Here is a 17551-nt window from a genome sequence, read left to right as displayed (position 1 = left end):
GCGATCCAGGCCAGGCCGGCGCCCCCCCCGGCTGCACAGGGCGCAGCAGTGCCAGCAAGGCGCCCGTGACGGCCGCCGCCAGCGCATCGATGGCGGGAGCGGGCGACGGGGAAATCCAGACTAGGAGGTCTGGTGGTCGCCCGCCGTGCCGCCGACGCGGTAGGCGCTGGGCGACTGGCCGGTGCGGGCGCGGAAGGCAGTGGCAAAGTTGGCGGCGCTGCGGAAGCCCACCAGCTGGGCGATGTGCTGCACGTCGAAGTCGGTTTCCTTCAGCAGCTGCATGGCGCGCGTGATGCGCTGTTCGCGCACGAAGGCAAACACCGTCTGCCCCGTGTGGGTGCGGAACTGCTGGCTGAGTTTTTCGCGGTAGGTGCCCACGCTGCGGGCGATCTCGGCCAGCGCGGGCAGGGCGCCCAGGTTGTCGGCGATCAGGCGCATCGCCGCGCGCACCGTCACCGCTTCCGGATCGGGCGAGGTGGCCGGCTCGCTGCCCGGGACGGACATGGCGTCGGGACGCCGCATCAGGTTCAGGTGCACATGGATGCGCGCGGCCAGTTCGCCCGGCGTGAAAGGCTTGCTGACGAAATCCACGCCGCCCAGCTGCAGGCCCTTGATGCGCTCCTGCGCCGAATCGATGCCGCTGACGAAGATGATCGGAATGTCGCGCGTGGCGGGATTGGCCTTCAGCAGCCGGCAGCAGGCATAGCCGTCCATGTCGGGCATGCGCACGTCCAGCAGGATCAGGTCCGGCCGGCGTGCCTGGGCCAGCCGGTAGCCCTGCTCGCCATTGAAGGCGACGGCCACGCGGTACGGCATTTCGCTGAGCAGGTCGGCCAGCATGCGCTGTTCGAACGCGGAATCATCCACGATCAGAATGTCGCGCACGGTGGCATCGGTGGTCAGGTACATGAGGGCTAAAAAACGACGTTTGATTATGCCTTCGCATTATGCCTGCATATAAGGCCCGCTGACCGTTTTCTCCTCGCGCGATGGTTTTTTCTCGGCGCGCAAACGTGTGAAATCAAGGACTTGCCGGTATTGCCGGATCATGTGTCGCACGCTCTGATCTTTTAAGCAGTCGGTGATTATTCGATAGTTTCCGGCGCTAATTTATGGGGTAAAACAGAGCCTGTTGCGCACGTTCGATTTTTATTTGAACACTTGTGGAGGAATAATGAAGCATACCGACTTTGGCCAGATGCCATGCCCGATCGCGCGCAGCCTCGGGAAGGTAGGCGAATGGTGGAGCATCCTCATCCTGCGCGATGCGTTCTACGGCCTGACCCGTTTCGACGAGTTCGAGAAAAGCCTGAAGATCGCCCCGAACATGCTGACCCGGCGGCTGGCCGGGCTGGTGGCGGGCGGCCTGATGGAGAAGCGCCAGTACAGCGCCCGGCCGCCCCGTTATGAGTACCTGCTCACGGAGAAGGGCCGGGCCTTCAAGCCCGTGCTGCTGGCCTTCGTGGCCTGGGGCAACGAGCACCTGGCGCCGGAAGGCGCCAGCCTGCTGGTGGTGCACCGGGAAACGGGCCAGCCCGCCGAGCAGATCCTGGTCGATGCCCGCAGCGGCCGCACCATCAGCGACGAGGACTACATGTTCGCCCCCGGTCCGGCCGCACCGGAACTGATGCGTACCCGCCTGCGTGAAGCCAGCCAGCGCGTGCCGTTCGTGAAGCATTCCAGCGCCAACTGATCTTTCGGCACCGTGCTCTACCTTGCCGGCCGCCTCGCGCGGCCGGTTTTCATTCCATTTGCAAACTTTTCCCTGTAGTGCGTCACTCTTCCATCGACGCCCGTAGAATGCATTTCTAAACTTAAAAAAATAATAAGGGTTCTGGAAGCGGCAATTTTATTGCTGCAGCGAATCGATGCTGCGGTTACTTGTTGCATATTGGCAGTTTGGAAGATACAGGGAGAAAACATGAACAAGGCAAAGAAATACCTGGCTGTACCGCTGCTCGCCGTCCTGATGGGCATGGGCACGGCTTATGCACAATCGCTGGCGAAAGCCGATGAAAAGGCGCTGAAGGACATGGCGATCGCCAACATGGCGGAAGTCGATGCAGGCAAGATCGCGCTGCAGAAATCGCAGAACGCGGAAGTGAAGGCATTTGCCCAGCAGATGGTCGATGACCACGGCAAGGGCCTGGACGAAGTGAAGGCCGTGGCGCAGGCCAAGAACGTCACGCTGCCGAGCGAGCCGGATGCCAAGCACAAGGCCATGGCGAAGAAACTGGAAGCCACCCCGGCCGACAAATTCGACAAGGCCTATATCGACATGGCCGGCGTGAAGAGCCACAAGGAGGCGCATGCGCTGGTCGTGAAGACCCAGAAGAGCGCCAAGGATGCGGACGTCAAGGGCCTGGCCGCCAAGCTGCAGCCGACCATCGACCAGCACATGGGCCACGTCGAGAAGCTGGCTGCCGGCATGAAGGGCAAGAGCTCGGGCATGAGCGACAGCGGCAGCACGGGCGGCTCCGCCATGCCGATGAACAAGGACAAGATCGGCACGCAGCAGCAGTCGAGCGGCAATACGGACAACCCGGCCAGCCCGGCGAATCCAACCAAGTAAGCAAGTGAGCAAGTGAGCGCGGCGCGCGCAGCGCTCGCCGCAGACAGGCTCCGGCTCCGGCCGGGGCCTTTTTTTCGCCTACTGCTCGGGCTCGATGGCCGGTTCGATCGTGATCTCCGAGCGCAGCGAGTTGGCGATGTAGCACTTGTCATGCGCCTCGTGGTGGATGGCCGCGATCTCCTCCTCGCTGGGCCACGCCATGCCGGCAAACGCGATGTCCGGGCGCAGCGTGATGTTCGTCATCCCCAGCCGGCCGTTCGGCAGCTTTTCCAGCAGGCCCACGGCGTTGTCGATGTAGCTTTCGACCGTATGGCCCTTCTTTGCCGCGATCGACAGGAAGAACAGCATGTGGCAGCTGGACACGGCGGCCACCAGCGCTTCCTCGGGATCGACATTGTCGGCCACCGACATCGGCAGCGGCACCGACAGCGGCGACGACGACGCCGGCACGCGCAGGCCGCCATCGAAGACCCACTCGTGGGCGCGGCTGTATTTCTGGTCCAGGAAGGGATGGCCGTTGCGCTGCCATTCCAGGCGTGCTTCGAATTGCATGTACACCTCCGCAGATGACGAAACGTCATCTTACCTTCGGTGCAAAGCCAGGATGACATTACGGCCAACTTTCCGTCCCGAGTGTTGCGCGGCGCGGCAAAAAGTCGGCACCCGGCGTGCCGCCGCGCACCGCCGCACGTACAATAAGTTTCCGTACGTCTACACTCTGGTGTGCAATGAAACTTTCCCATCCCGGCCAGCCCCAGGCATCGTCGCTGCAGCTCTCCGAACTGATCGGCGCGCTCAGCTATGCGCTCGACATCACCGAAGGCCAGCCCGCCGGGCACTGCGTACGCGCCTGCTGGATCGGCATGGCGATCGGCCGGCACGCCGGCATGACGCAGCATGAACTGTGGGAGCTGTATTACACGCTGCTGCTGAAGGACCTGGGCTGCAGCAGCAATGCGGCGCGCATCTGCGAGCTGTACCTGACGGACGACCTGTCCTTCAAGCGCGAGTTCAAGACGATCGGCACCAGCCTGCCGCAGGTGCTGGCGTTCGTGCTCAAGCACACCGGCCTGAACGCCGGCCTGGCCGAGCGCTTCCGCGGCGTGCTGACCATCCTGCGCGACGGCAAGCGCATCACCGACGAACTGATCGCCACGCGCTGCCAACGGGGCGCGGACATCGCCCGCCTGCTGCGTTTTTCCGACGGCGTGGCGAACGGCATCTACAGCCTCGACGAGCATTTCGATGGCGGCGGCCGGCCCGACGGCCTGACGGGCGAAGCGATTCCGCTGTATGCGCGCATCGCTCTGCTGGCCCAGGTGATCGACGTGTTCCATACCGCCGACGGCCGTGCGGCGGCCCTGCGTGAAGCGCGCGCCCGGTCCGGCCAGTGGTTCGATCCGGCACTGGTGGCGGCCTTCGATGCCATCGCGGCCGATGAAGCATTCTGGCGCGTGCTGGCCTCCCCGGACGTGGACGCGGCCGTGCGGGCGCTGGAGCCGTCCGGCCACGCGGTGCCGCTGGACGAAGACTACCTCGACGATATCGCCACCGCCTTCGGCCAGGTGGTCGATTCGAAAAGCCCGTACACCAGCGGGCACAGTGCCCGGGTTGCGCTGTACACGGACATGATCGCCGAGCAGCTGGGCATGTCCGAAGGCGACCGCCGCTGGCTGCGCCGCGGCGCCGTGCTGCACGACGTGGGCAAGCTGGGCGTCAGCAACAGCGTGCTGGACAAGGCCGGCTCGCTCGACCGCGCCGAGTGGGAAGCGGTGCGCCTGCATGCCGAATACACGGAAACGATCCTGGGCCGCATCGGCGCCTTCCGCGAGCTGGCCCGCATCGCCGGCGCGCACCACGAGAAGCTCGATGGCACCGGCTATCCGCGCGGCCTGCATGCGGTCGACATCCCGCTGGAGACGCGCATCATCACCACGGCCGATATCTTCGATGCGATCACGGCCGAGCGCCCGTACCGCGGCGCCATCCCGATCCCGCAGGCGCTCGAAATGATGGGCAAGACGGTCGGCACGGCGCTCGATCCGGCCTGCTATGACGCCCTCGTGGCGGCCGTCGCGCGGCTCGAACTGTAAGCCGCCCGCCGCGGCGGGCGCGCGCCCAGCCTCTATACTGGCGGCTTTCGTCCACGGATCCCGCCATGTCCATCGTCCGCTGCACCTGGGCCAATCCGGCCAACCCCCGCTATCTCGCCTACCACGACGAGGAGTGGGGCGTGCCATGCCATGACGAAGGGCGCCTGTTCGAGATGCTGAACCTGGAAGGCGCGCAGGCCGGGCTGTCGTGGGAGACCATCCTCAACAAGCGCGCCACCTACCGCCTGGCCTTCGACGGCTGGGACCCCGTGAAGATCGCCGCCTATGGACCGGACAAGGTGGCGGCGCTGCTGGCCGATCCCGGCATCGTGCGCAACCGGCTGAAGGTCGCCGCGGCGATCACCAATGCGCAGGCCTACCTGCGGCTGCGCGAGGCAGGGCAGACGCTCGATGGCTACCTGTGGGACTGGGTGGAGGGGAAGCCCCTGTGCAACCACATCGCCACGCCGGCCGACCGTCCCGCGAAAACGGACCTCTCCGACCGCATCTCGAAGGACCTGGCCAGGCGGGGCTTCAAGTTCGTCGGTTCGACGATCGTCTACGCCTACCTCCAGGGCATCGGAATCGTCAACGACCACGATGCCGCCTGCTTCCGCCACGAGGAGTGTGCGCGCCTTGGCTGACCGCGTCATCCTCGACCTGGGCTTCGGCGACGGCGCCCATTTCGCACATTTCGCGCAGGCGCGCGGGGAGGGCGGCCGGCTGCACTACATCGCGCTGTTCGATCACCTCCCGCCGGCACCGGCGCAACTGGCATCGCACTGGCCGACCGCCGTGCCGGGCCTGCACCGCATCGAACTCGATGATGGCCGCACGGTCCTCGACGTGGCGATCGGCCCCGTCGACACGCTGCTCGCCGAGCTTGCGGCGCGGGTGGATGAATTCATCGTGCCCTTCCCACTGCCGGCACTGCGCGCGCTGGCACGCCTGGCCGTGCCCGATGCGCGGCTGGTCACCTGCCCGGGCGACGAGGACTGGCGCCGCAGCCTGCGCGCCGCCGGCTTTTCGTGGGAGGCCGCAACCGCTCCGCTGCAGGCCCGCTACACGAGCCGCAAGCCGCAGCCGCCACGGCCCGCGCCGCCGGTGCGCAGCGCGGTCGTCATCGGTGCCGGCGTGGCCGGTGCCGCGGCCTGCGAGCGCCTGTGCGCGCGGGGCTGGGACGTCACGCTGGTCGAGCGCCACGCAGAACCCGCACAGGAAGCCTCCGGCAACCGCGCCGGCATCTTCATGCCGCTGCTGTCGCGCGACGACAATCTGCCCACGCGGCTGACCCGCGCCGCCTACCTCTACGCGCTGCGCCGCTGGGGGGCGCTGGGCGGTATGGCTGCCGATGGCAGCGCACCGATCCTTGGCGAAGAGTGCGGCGTGCTGCAACTGGCGCGCGATGCCGAACACGCGGCGTTGCAGAAGGAGGTCGCCGAGGCGTGGCGCTATCCGGACGAATACGTGCGCTGGCTCGATGCCGCAGCGGCGTCGCGGCTGCTGGGCTCCGGCACGCCGCACGGTGCCTGGCTGTTCGCGCAGGGCGGCTGGGCCAACCCGGCTTCCGTGTGCCGCGCCATGCTGGCCGCCTGCGGTGCGCGCTTGCAGCGTGTCTTTCACGCAGAAGCGATCCGGCTGGAACGGGCCGGCGAGCGCTGGCTCGTGATGAGCGCCGACGGCACCGTGATCGCCGCGGGCGCGCATGTGATCGTCGCCAATGGCGCCGGCGCGATGGACCTGGCGCAGACGGCCGGCCTGCCGCTGTACACGATGCGCGGCCAGGTCACGCACCTGCCGGCGGACGACGCGCCGCACCTGCCGCTGGTCGTGTGCCGCGAGGCCTACATGACGCCGGCCGTGGACGGCATCGTCAGCGTCGGCGCCACCTACGACAAGAGCGCCGACCGCGCGCTGGACCCGGCCAGCCAGCGGGAGAACCTGGAACGCGCGCGTGACATCCTGGGCGCGGCACGGCTGCCGGCCGAGCCGCCGCTGGCCGGCCGCGTGGGCCTGCGCTGCATGGCGCCGGACCGCCTGCCGCTGGTGGGCGCGCTGCCCGATCACGCCGCGCCGGGCCAGCCCGAGCGCCTGCGCGACGTGCCGCGCCATCCGAACCTGCACGGCCTGCTGGGCTATGCGTCGCGCGGCCTGATCTGGGCACCGCTGGCGGCCGAACTGCTGGCCTCCCAGCTGGAAGGCGCGGCGCCGCCGCTGGAAGCGACGCTCGTCGCAGCGCTCGATCCCGGGCGCTTCCTGCTGAAGGCGCGGCGCCGGAGTGTCGCAGGCGCGCCATAAATGTGGCCGAATCGCTTGCGATTTGCGCCACAAAGTCCGGTTTCCCGGGAGTGCGCCGATATAATTGCCGCTCTGTAATCAGGCGTAACAGCGCAAACGGCGGAGTGATGACGGAAGATCAAGGCGGTTCCCCCGAGCTGTTCGTGTTCCTGGCTTCCACGGTGCACGACATGAAGAATTCCATCAGCGTGCTGGGCGGCACGCTGGAGAACCTGCTCGACCGGCCGGCCGCGCCCGGCGCGCCGGCCGAAGATCCCGCCTACCCGCAACTGGCGCACATGCTGTACCAGACGCGCCGCCTGTCCGACAACCTGATGCAGCTGCTGGCGCTGTACAAGGAGGTGGGCAAGCCGACGTATCCGTTCGACCCGAACACGGTGCCCGTGCAGGAGCTGGTGCAGCAGGTGGCCAGCCAGGCGCGCGTGCTGCTGGCGTCGAAGGGCGTGACGCTGGAAGTCGACTTCCCGCCGGACCTGCTGTGGACACTGGACGAAGACCTCGTCATCGGCGTGCTGGCGCACGCGATCCACAACGCCGTGCGCTACACGCGCGACCGCATCCGCCTGGCCATCTTCGAGCGCGACGGGCTGCTGGAATGCACCGTGGAGGACAACGGCATGGGCTTCCCGCCGTCGATGCTGCAGGCCGGCGCGGCGGTGGGCCAGGGCGTGAACTTCCTCACCAACAGCAGTGGCCTGGGACTGTTCTTTGCCAGCGAAGTGGCGAAGATGCACCGGCGCCGTCACGCTGGCGGTAGTGACGTCATCGGCAGCATCGGGCTGGAGAATGGCGGACCGCTGGGCGGCGGCCGCTTCGTGCTGGTTTTGCCATGACCCTTGCCATGATGATTCCGGTGACGCCATGACCAGCACCTACATCACCGCGAGCGGCGCCCCGGTGGCGGAGATCGCCAGCGTGGACTGGAGCGAGAAGCGCTACCTGGTGGTCGACGATTTCGTCGGCATCCGCCAGTTGCTGCGCGAGGCGCTGCGCAACCTGGGGGCGCGGCACATCGACCAGGCTTCGTCCGGTGGCGAGGCGATGACGCTGCTCGCGCGCCTGCACTACGACGTGGTGCTGTGCGACTTCAACCTGGGCGAGGGCAAGAACGGCCAGCAGGTGCTGGAGGAAGCGCGCGTGCGCAACCTGATGGTCCCCAGCAGCGTGTGGCTGATGGTGTCGGCCGAGAAGAGCGTGGAATCCGTGATGGGGGCGGCCGAACACCAGCCGGATGCCTACATCATCAAGCCGATCACGGAAGGCGTGATGCTCACGCGGCTGAACCGGGTGTGGCACAAGAAGCAGATCTTCCAGCAGATCGACGCGGCCTACATCGAGAAGGACTACCTGCGCGCGGCCAAGCTGTGCGACGCGCAGATCGCCCGGCACAAGGTGCACGAGATCGACCTGATGCGCATGAAGGCCACGCTGCTGCTGAAGGCCGGCGAAACGGAAAAGGCGCGCCTCGTCTACGAACGCCTGCTGGAGGAGCGCGAGTTCAACTGGGCCCGCGCGGGCCTGGGCAGGATCCGCCTCGCCAATGGCGACCATGAGGTGGCACGCCAGATGTTCCAGGCCGTGATCGCGGAAAACCGTTTCTATATCGACGCCTACGACCAGCTGGCCCATGCGCTCGAGCTGATGGGCCGCCACGAGGATGCCTGCGACGTGCTGGGCAAGGCGGCCAAGCTGTCGCCGAACTCCGTGCCGCGCCAGCGCAGCCTGGGCAACGCGGCGCTCCGCATCGGCAATATCCCGCTGGCCGAGCATGCGTTCCGCAAGTGCATGGCGATCGGCGAGTACTCGATCCGCCGCACCGTCGATGCCTACCTGGGCATGGCGCGCGTGTGCGGCATGAAGGGCGACACGAAGGAGGCGCTGCGCCTGCTGGCCGTGGCGCAGCGCGATTTCACCGACGAACACGTACTCCTGCGCAGCAAGATCACCGAAGGCCTGGTCTTCCACGAGAGCGGTGATTTCCGCCGCGCTCGCAAGTCCGGCGACGAGCTGGCGGCGCTGCTGGAGAAGGATCCGGAGCGGCCGCCAACGGCCATCTGCATCGAGATGGCCACGCTTCTGTTCGCGGTGGGCGTGAAGGAGGCACCGGTCGAGCTGCTGTGCCACGTGGTGCGCAACAACCACGACAACCAGGTGCTGGTGGACGAAGTACAGCGCCTGTTCGACCGGGCGCGCATGAGCGAGGAGGGCGTCGACCTGATCGCGGTCGCGCGCAAGGAAGCGTCCGAGGTGATGAACCAGGGCGTACTGCTGTGGAAGACCGGCAAGCTGGTGGAAGCGGTGGCGTGGATGCGCGAATCGCGCGCGCGGCTGCCGGACAATATGCGCATCCTGTTCAACTCGGCGCAGATGCTGATCAACCTGATGCAGCACAGCGGCCACGACGAGGCGCTGATGCTGGAGGCGAACGCGGTGCTGATGCACGTCGACAAACTGGCACCGGGCCAGCAGCGGTTCGCCCTGCTGGTCGAACAGCTGCAGGCGCTGGTGCCGGGCACCACGGCCGAGGAACTCGATGCGGAGTTCGATGCCGAGGCGGCGGCCGGCTAGGCGCTCACTCCTTCTTCTGCAACGGCTTGCGCGCCGCCGGCTTGCGCGGCAGGTCCGCTGCCGCTTTCGCTTCTTCCGGCCGGGCCGCGCCCGGTGCGGCGGCGCCGCCCGGCTTGCCGTCCGTGGCCATCGCCGAGCTCACGGCCTGCGTGAACTGCTCCTGCAGCAGGTTCCACCAGGCGGCCGGATTGGCCATCTGCGCGGCGGCGGCACTGGCCAGGTCCGGTTTCGGCAGGCCGTGCGCGGCGGGTGGCACGGGTTCCGGCTTTGCGGCCGGCGGCTTCGGTGGTGTACTGCCTGCCGCCTGCGCCGCTTCCATGTGCTGGAAGAACGCGGCGGCATACGGATTGGCGTCGAACAGCGACTTGTCCGGCCGGTCGGCCTTCTGCTGCAGCGAATCGGCCAGCGTCTGGCCCATCGACTTCAGCGTGGCGAGCGTGCCGCGCTGGACTTCCAGCGCCTGGATACTGCTGCGCAGCATGGTGGTGTTCAGGTTCAGCCAGGATTCCACCGCCTTCAGGTCGGCGATCTTCTTGTCCAGCTCATCGACCGACAGGGTGGGCGTGGCCAGGCCGGGCACGCCCATGCTGCCCCACAGGTTCTTGACGAAATCGAGCGTATCCGTCATCACGGCGGCACCGGGAATAGGGGGCATCTGTGGTGTGCTCATGGCTGTCTCCTGAGTGGGTATTGGCGCGCTAGCGGCGCGTGTTGTGCCGGATGCGTGGCGCACCGCTTCGCCTAGCGTAGCAGATACGGCCGCCTGACGGCAAAATCCGCCTCCGGCGCACGGCTGCGTCCCGCAGTCGGAACCGTTACACTAGCGGGCATGACGATCGTTTCCTTCCTTTCGCGGCAGCGCCGGGTGGCGGTGCTGTGCGCGGCCACGCTGGCGCTGCACTACGTGACGATCGACTGGCTGGGCAACCGCCTGGGCACGCCGGAGCGGCCGCAGGAGCCGATGCGGCCGATGACCGTGGGTGCCCAGCTGCGCCTGGCGCTGCCGGAACGGCCTCCCGTCGCGCAGGCGCAGGCGCAGGCAGAACCGGCGCCGAAAGCCGCACCCGTGCGCCGAGCGCCGCGCCACGCCCCACCCGCGGCTCCGGCACCGCCGCCCGATCCCGTCGCCGAGCCCTCCGCAGAGGGCGTTGCCCCGCTGGAGGAAGCGCTCGCCGAGCCCGCGCCGGCACCGGCGCCGCAGGTCGTCGCCACGCCGCCGGCACCCGCAGTGACGCCACCGCCGCCGCAAGCCGGCGCCGCGCCGCAGCCGCCGGCGGTAGAATCGGCGCTGCCCGCCGGGCGGCGCTTCCGCGTCAATCCGCCGCCATCGGCCCGCTTCGAGCTGGAAGTGAAGCGCACCGATGCGAACGGCACCAAATGGAACGGCGTGGCGGACATGCGCTGGCAGGTGGGTGGCGGTACCTACCAGGTTGGCCTGGATGTGGGCATCAGCATGCTGGTGGCGCGGGTCGACCTGCTCAATCTCACGAGCGAGGGCACCATCGACGATGCCGGCATCGCGCCCGTGAAGACGACGGAGAAGCGGCGCAGCCGGTCGATGACGGCCACGCATTTCGACCACGACGGCAAGCGCATCACGTTCTCGGCCAGCACGGCCAGCGCGCCGCTGGCACCGGGCGCGCAGGACAAGGCCACGGTGCCGTTCCAGCTGGCCGCCATCGGCCGGGGCGACGTCAACCAGTTCGCCGGCGACATCGACATCCAGGTGGGCGAGGACCGCGGCGCCACCGTGTACCGCTTCCAGCTGGTGGGCGAAGAGGAACTGGAAACGAAGATGGGCCGGCTCGTCACGTGGCGGCTGGCGCGGCCGCCGCGGCCGGGCAGCTACAACGCGCGGCTCGATATCTGGCTGGCGCCCAGCCTGGACTGGTATCCGGTCCAGATCCGCAATACGGAAGGCAATGGCGCCGTCACCACGCAGACCGTCACGACGATCTTGCATTGATCACCTGCACTAATCATTTGCAATAATCATCTGCAATAAGCACCTGCACTGATTCCAACGAAAGCACATCGATGAAGAAGAAGTACACCCTGGGCGCCCTGGCGCTGGCCGCACTGCTTCCGCTGGCACCGCTGGCTGCCGCGCAGGACGACCACCCGAGCGTCAAGCGCCCGTTCGAGCTGCCGCCCTCGGCGGAACTCACGTACACCGTGAAGGCCAATAACCACGGCATTCCACTGACCGGCAATGGCGTAATCACGTGGCAGCAGGGCGGCGGCAAATACCTGCTGGTGACGGAAGCCCGCTCCGGCCTGTTCGGCAAGGTGCTGGAGTACCGCAGCGAAGGCGCGGTGGATGCCTACGGCCTGGCGCCGGATACGTACTACGAAAAGCGCCTCCGCAAGGGCGCCAGCACCACCACGTTCAGGCGCGACACGAAGACCATCGCGTTCGCCGACAGCGACGACACCGCACCCCTGAGGGGCGGCGAGCAGGACCGCAGCAGCGCCGCCTGGCAGCTGGCCGCCCTGGCCCGCGCCGCGCCGGACAGGTTCACGGCCGGCTCCGAATGGAAGCTGTTCGTGGCTGGCCGCCGGGGCGCCGACACGTGGACCTTCAAGGTGGTCGGCACCGAAACCATCCGCACCGGCCTGGGCGAACTGAAGGCCCTCCACTTCACCAAGGCGCCACCGAAGAAGGACAAGGGCCAGCGCGTCGACCTGTGGCTGGCGCCGTCGCAGGAGTGGTATCCCGTGCGGCTGGTGTTTACGGAAGATGACGGCGACTCGTTCGAGCAGCTGCTCGAGAAGATCAGCAAAAAATAACCGGGGACAGACCCCTGTTTTCAGGAAATTTCTTCAAAACAGGGGTCTGTCCCCGGTTTCCGAAGCCACGCCCCGAACTGGTATACTGACGCCCCCGCCTGAGTCCACGAGCCTTGTCAGCTTTGCATCAGGACGCCAGTTACCCGGAGCGCAATGAGTCATTCTTCGAACGCGACAGCCAGCGCAGCCTCGGCTACCGACCACCATGCCATGGATGCCCAGGATGCCCTGCATCCCGATTCGCTCCAGGCGCACTTCCAGCCGCACGTCGCCGTCGACGAGATCGAGCAGGTCTTCCACCTGAAGCGCGCGCAGCCGCTGCTGCAGGTGTTCACGGCGCTGTTCCACGGCGGCTTCGACAGCGTGCTGGTGCGCCTGCTGGTGCTGCGCGAGCTGGCGACCGACACCTCGTCCACCGCCTTCTCCCGAGCGGACATCAACACCCGCCTCGCCTACCTGCTGCCGGAAAGCCTGGAAACGGTGCTGATGCGCCTGCGTACCAACCAGCTGCTGGCCTGGGATGCGCAGCAGGGCGTCTACCGCGTCACGCCGATGGCGCGCAACGTGCTCTCCGCGCTGGACGGCCTGCTCGGCCTCGGCCAGCAGGAAGACGAGGACGCCGGCATGGGCTTCCTGCTGTCGCAGGTGGCCGGTGCCCAGGCCGTGGGCGGCGTCACGGTCGAGCAGCTGCAGCATTTGCTGGGCCGCCTGACCGACCTGACGGAGGAATTCCGCGACGCGATCGCCTCCGGTTCCGAGTTCCGCCTGCGCGAGTCGCAGGAAAAATGGCACACGGCGTGCGACTGGGTCGAGAAGGGCTCGGAGATCCTGCGCGCCATCACCAGCGACGAGAATGCCGATGCGGCCACCCAGCGTGCCGCGCAGGCCATCGGCCGCGCCCAGAGTTCGCTGCTGAACATGCAGGGCATGTTCTCGCGCGCGCTGAACCAGATCGAACGGCAGCGCGTGCACCTGGGCCAGTCCGGCCTGTCGACCACCGACATCAAGCGCTGGCTGCTGGCCCACAGCGACCTGGCTTCGCTGGCGGAAGACGCCATCGAGCAGCCCGTGAAACCCCTGTTCATCACGCCGGCCGAGATGATCGACGTGGCCGAGACGGAGCTGCTGACCGAACGCGTGGCCAGCGCCGTGGGCGGCCTGCCGTCCGGCGAGAACGCGCCGCTGACGATGGACGAAGGCCACCCGATGCAGCGCGAGCTGGACGACTGGCTGACCCGCCTGTCCGACTTCGCCACGCTGAACAACTTCCCCAGCATCGCCGACGAGTCGCCGCGCGACATCAAGGTGCACGAGGCGCTGCTGCCGGCCAGCTTCGCGGTCGCATCCTACCGCGCCTCGATGCTGCCCCTGCTGGGTGATGAGGGAGAAGCAAGCCTGCAGGGCGCGACGGCCGACCTGGCGCGCCTGCCGCTGCAGTTCGCGCCCACCGACATGATGGTGCAGCTGGACGACATGGAGGTGGCCGCGATGTCGCTGGCCAGCCTGTCGCTGTTTGCACCGCCCCCGCCATCCCCCGATTCGACCGAAAGCGGCAAGGAAGAGAATTGACCCGATGAATGATGATTCCCAGATCCTGATCGCGCGCCTGCTGACGCACCAGACGCTGCGCCGCGACGACAAGCTCGTGAAGCGCGCGCTGTCCGACGAACTGTTCCGCCAGGAGGTCGATGCGCGGCTGCTGGCCACCGGCCTGAAGCTGCTCGACAACGTGTATGCGGACCACGTCACGCTGGCGCTGCACCGTGCCATCGAGCCGAAGATCTTCGGCGCGCGCGACACGTGGCAGAACAATAACTTCGGCCTGGCCCGCGACGGCGTGGCGCTGCTGGTCGTGCTGTGGGCGCTGATCATCCTGCCCAAGCGCGAGCGGCAGGAAACCCACCAGCATGCGGACGACGACCAGGACGACATGTTCGGCAACGAGAAGCCCGTGCCGCGCGCGGAAGACACGTCGATCGGCATCCCGTACAAGGCGTTGCTGGCCGACTTCGGCGACAAGCTGGGCAAGAAGACGCGCATGGACATGAACCTGGGCATCCTGTCGAAGCTGGGCTTCATCGAACGCCGCGGCGACATCCTCGTCGAAGGCCCGCTGCTGGACCTGCTGATGGACACGGACCTGCTGAAGGAACGCATCATCAACGGCGCGCTGGCCGAAGTGTTCAAGCGCGCGCCGGCCCAGGTGGTGCACATTCCCCGCGCCGTGCTGGCCGCCGCGCATGAAGCGGAAGCCGCGGTGGAGGCGGCGGAAGACGAAGTGGCCGCCGCGATCCGCGATGCCACCGCCGCCGCATCGTCGAACGACGACACCGCCGCCGACGAACCAGAAAACCGGAGCTGATCCATGTTTCACATCAAATCGCTGGAGCTGGTCCACTGGGACTACTGGCAGCGCATCAAGAACATTCCCCTGGACGCCAAGATCATCACGATCGCCGGCCAGAACGGGTCCGGCAAGACCACGCTGCTCGACGCGCTGCGCACGCTGTTCGGCCTGGACTGCTCGATGGGGCGCACCTATAAACACTACGCGCGCCACTCCGGGCAGCAGAGCGCCTGGCTGCGCGCCGTCGTCGACAACAGCGCCGTGGGCCGGCAGCTGTCGAACCGGCCGTTCCGCTCCAGCGGCTTCTTTGCCGAGGACGAAGTCACGCTGTTCTGCCAGATCCAGAAGAACGGCGGCGACTGGAAGCGCCAGTACCTGATGCGCCCCGGGAATGTCGAGATCGAGGAAGTCACCGATGCCAACGACTGGCTCGGTGTCGAGAACTACCGCAAACGCCTTGCCAATGCGGGCCTGTCGCCGGCGATGGCGAAAGTTCTGGCCCTTGAGCAGGGCGAAACGGACAAGCTGTGCGAATACGCGCCGCGCCAGCTGCTGGACCTGGTGTTCCAGGTGTTCGGCGACAAGGAAGTGCTGGACGCGTACGACGAGGCGAAGCGCCACCAGCGCGACACGGAAGAAGAGCTGAAGCGCTTCGAGGCGGAGCTGGACGGCTCGCGCGCCAACCTGGAAGGGCTGCGCCTGCGCGTGGCCAACTACCACCAGTGGGAAACCCTGCACAAGGAACGCCGCAACCTGCAGGAAGAAGTGCTGCCGTCGCTGGAATACCACGAGGCGCGCGAGAAGGCCAACAACATCGGCCGCCAGCTGCGCGAGTCGAAGAAGCCCCTGTCGCAGGTGGACCAGGTGATCGCCGACCGCCGCCGCGAGGTGGAACGCCACGCGGCGCTGCTGCAGGATGCGCAGCAGCAGGAAACGCTGCTGGAACAGGAGTCGACGGTCCTGCAGAACCGCCTGTCCGCGCTGAACGCCAAGATCAAGCCGCTGGACAGCCTGATCGAACAGAAGTCGCGCCTGCAGAAGATGGCCAGCGAAGCCGGCGCCGACGTGGCCGACATCGCCGTCCAGCTGGAAGCGAAGGAAGCGGAGCTGGGCAAGCTGCGCGCGTCGCGTGACGCCGTGTCGTCGCGCATCGCGGCCGACAAGGCCACCATCGCCGCGCTGCAGGGCAAGACGGCAATGCCGGAGCCGGACAATGTGCGCCAGATGCGCCGCGTGCTGCGCGATGCGAACATCCCGCACGCCATGCTGTCCGATATCGTCGAGGTCACGGATCCGAAGTGGCAGGGCGCCGTGGAAGGCGTACTGGGTGGTTACGCGTCCGTGGTGCTGCTGGAGAACGCGTCTGACGCCTCCGCCGCGTATCGCCTGGCCGAGAAGGAGCGCTACCGTCACTTCATCGTGCCGGAATGCGTGAAGGCGCACGAGCCGAAGAACGCCAGCCTGCTGTCGGTCGTGCGGTTTTCCGCGCGGGCCCCGGAATGGCTGATCGAGCAGCTGTCGCGCATCACGCGCGTCGATTCGGTGGAAGAGGGCGCGAAGCTCGGCAACATCGAGGAATGGATCACGCCGGACGCGTACCACAAGGAACGCCGCGGCGGCCGCTCGCTGTTCGTGGAAGTGTCGCGCTACCGCTTCGGTTCGGCCGGCCGCACGCAGCGCCAGGAAGCCATCGCGCGCAACCTGCCGGCGCTGGAAGCGGAAGAAGACAAGTTCACGCTGCAGATCAGCAAGCTGGCCGCCGAGACCAGCGCGCTGAAGGCCCGCGTGGCCGGCGTGGATGCGGTGAAGGAGCTGTCCGCCCGTGCCGATGAATTCGACGAGGCGGCGCGTACCGCCGTGCCGCTGCGTTCGGAACGCCTGGAAGTGGGTTCCCGCCTGGGCGAGCTGCAGGGCCTGATGAAGAACGCCACGGTGGCGCGCACGCGTGCCGACGGCGCGTGGAACGGCGCGCGCATGGCGCTCTCGGAAGCGGAAGCCGGCATGCGCCTGAACTACAAGCGCATGCTCGACCAGCGCTCCGACCACGCCCGTGCACTGCTGGCACTGCGCCGCCAATGGAAGCACCTGCCGGCCGGCTGGCGCCGTCCGGCGCGCCGGCAGGCCCTCGTGGCGCAGCACCACAATGCGCACCAGGTGGACCTGCGCATCGCCAGCCTGCAGGCCAGCCTGGCGCGCGACGACTGGGAGCTCGATGCCACCGTGATCGACCAGTACGGGCGCCTGAGCGAGCAGCTGTCGTCCCGCAAATCGGAAACGGAGGAACGCCGCTACCAGAACAACCGCGCGATCGAAGCGACGGGGAACGCCCGCGGCGCCTACATCGAGCGGCTGCGCTACACGATCAAGCAGTACACCAAGAACATCAAGGAGCTGGGCGAACTGGCCAAGATCGAGGTCCATGCCGACCCCGTGAAGCTGGAGAACGACGACCTGCTGCTGGCCCAGGCCGGCCTGCACGTGCGCTTCAAGTTCGACGGCAAGGGCGTGATCGGCATGAACGACGGCGAAGCCTCCGGCGGCCAGCAGGTGATGAAGTCGCTGGTGCTGCTGATCGGCCTGCTGAAGTCCGACGAAGGTTCGGGCGGCTTCGTGTTCATCGACGAACCGTTTGCCCACCTGGACATCCGCAACATCCAGCTGGTCGGCGAGTTCCTGAAGAACACCGATGCCCAGTACCTGATGACGACGCCGCTGACGCACAACACGGACGTCTACGATCCTTCCGAACTCACGCTCATCACGAGCAAGAAGAAGAAGGACACGCAGTGGGCCCAGCCGATCTTCGTGCTGCAGCGGCGCAAGGACGATCCGGCCGACACCGCAAAAGCCGCCTGAGGTTCCAGTCGCCAGCCTTGCGCGCCA

General features: G+C 67.3%; 15 protein-coding genes. 12 read left to right on the top strand and 3 right to left on the bottom strand.

Going from position 1 to position 17551, the window contains the following annotated elements; translation table 11 throughout:
• Positions 1–120: 120 nt before the first annotated feature.
• The gene (locus tag IP91_RS23720; protein WP_145652667.1) at positions 121–909 is read right to left on the bottom strand and encodes a response regulator transcription factor; all 789 of its coding nucleotides are present in this window, start codon (positions 907–909) and stop codon (positions 121–123) included.
• Positions 910–1174: 265 nt separating this feature from the next.
• Between IP91_RS23720 and IP91_RS23715 the strand changes: the two genes are divergently transcribed.
• A complete protein-coding gene (locus tag IP91_RS23715; RefSeq protein WP_145652665.1) occupies positions 1175–1693 on the top strand; it encodes a winged helix-turn-helix transcriptional regulator in 519 nt (172 codons plus the stop codon).
• A gap of 228 nt (positions 1694–1921) precedes the next feature.
• Positions 1922–2572: a DUF4142 domain-containing protein gene (locus IP91_RS23710; protein ID WP_145652663.1), complete on the top strand. Its 651-nt coding sequence runs from the start codon at positions 1922–1924 to the stop codon at positions 2570–2572.
• A gap of 78 nt (positions 2573–2650) precedes the next feature.
• On the opposite strand, the gene IP91_RS23705 is transcribed toward IP91_RS23710, so the two are convergent.
• A complete protein-coding gene (locus tag IP91_RS23705; RefSeq protein ID WP_145652659.1) occupies positions 2651–3124 on the bottom strand; it encodes an OsmC family protein in 474 nt (157 codons plus the stop codon).
• 176 nt (positions 3125–3300) lie between these two features.
• Here IP91_RS23705 and IP91_RS23700 point away from each other — a divergent pair, with 176 nt between their 5' ends.
• The 5 genes from IP91_RS23700 (at position 3301) to IP91_RS23680 (ending at position 9531) form a co-directional block, all read left to right on the top strand.
• A complete protein-coding gene (locus IP91_RS23700) occupies positions 3301–4665 on the top strand; it encodes an HD-GYP domain-containing protein (protein ID WP_145652657.1) in 1365 nt (454 codons plus the stop codon).
• Between the two features lie 65 nt (positions 4666–4730).
• Complete coding sequence (locus tag IP91_RS23695; protein ID WP_145652655.1) at positions 4731–5309, top strand: DNA-3-methyladenine glycosylase I; 579 nt, start codon at positions 4731–4733, stop codon at positions 5307–5309.
• Positions 5293–6963 (top strand): FAD-dependent 5-carboxymethylaminomethyl-2-thiouridine(34) oxidoreductase MnmC1, encoded by a 1671-nt coding sequence (gene mnmC1 / locus IP91_RS23690; RefSeq protein WP_371860647.1) that lies wholly within the window; start codon positions 5293–5295, stop codon positions 6961–6963. The genes IP91_RS23695 and mnmC1 overlap by 17 nt, the downstream gene beginning before the upstream one ends.
• Positions 6964–7070: 107 nt before the next feature.
• Positions 7071–7796, top strand: coding sequence for a sensor histidine kinase (locus IP91_RS23685; RefSeq protein ID WP_145652651.1), 726 nt, complete (start codon positions 7071–7073; stop codon positions 7794–7796).
• 28 nt (positions 7797–7824) lie between these two features.
• Positions 7825–9531, top strand: a complete 1707-nt coding sequence (locus IP91_RS23680) for a tetratricopeptide repeat-containing response regulator (RefSeq protein ID WP_145652649.1) — start codon at positions 7825–7827, stop codon at positions 9529–9531.
• Between the two features lie 4 nt (positions 9532–9535).
• Here the strand turns inward: IP91_RS23680 and IP91_RS23675 are convergent, their stop codons facing one another.
• A complete protein-coding gene (locus IP91_RS23675; RefSeq protein ID WP_145652647.1) occupies positions 9536–10201 on the bottom strand; it encodes a PhaM family polyhydroxyalkanoate granule multifunctional regulatory protein in 666 nt (221 codons plus the stop codon).
• 159 nt (positions 10202–10360) lie between these two features.
• On the opposite strand from IP91_RS23675, the gene IP91_RS26560 reads away from it, so the two are divergent.
• From IP91_RS26560 to IP91_RS23650, 5 genes are all read left to right on the top strand, one after another.
• A complete protein-coding gene (locus IP91_RS26560; protein WP_145652645.1) occupies positions 10361–11497 on the top strand; it encodes a DUF3108 domain-containing protein in 1137 nt (378 codons plus the stop codon).
• 71 nt (positions 11498–11568) lie between these two features.
• Complete coding sequence (locus IP91_RS23665) at positions 11569–12321, top strand: DUF3108 domain-containing protein (protein WP_145652643.1); 753 nt, start codon at positions 11569–11571, stop codon at positions 12319–12321.
• 210 nt (positions 12322–12531) lie between these two features.
• Positions 12532–13890: a hypothetical protein gene (locus IP91_RS23660; RefSeq protein WP_145652841.1), complete on the top strand. Its 1359-nt coding sequence runs from the start codon at positions 12532–12534 to the stop codon at positions 13888–13890.
• 4 nt (positions 13891–13894) lie between these two features.
• On the top strand, positions 13895–14683 hold the full coding sequence (locus tag IP91_RS23655) for a hypothetical protein (RefSeq protein WP_145652641.1): 789 nt from the start codon (positions 13895–13897) through the stop codon (positions 14681–14683).
• Positions 14684–14686: 3 nt separating this feature from the next.
• The gene (locus IP91_RS23650; RefSeq protein ID WP_145652639.1) at positions 14687–17524 is read left to right on the top strand and encodes an ATP-binding protein; all 2838 of its coding nucleotides are present in this window, start codon (positions 14687–14689) and stop codon (positions 17522–17524) included.
• The last annotated feature ends 27 nt before the right edge of the window (positions 17525–17551 follow it).

This window comes from Pseudoduganella lurida, from assembly GCF_007830455.1.
Classification (GTDB): Bacteria; Pseudomonadota; Gammaproteobacteria; order Burkholderiales; family Burkholderiaceae_D; genus Rugamonas; species Rugamonas lurida.
The sequence above is the reverse complement of the archived record's forward strand: the minus strand, read 5'-3'. Positions and strand labels throughout refer to the sequence as shown.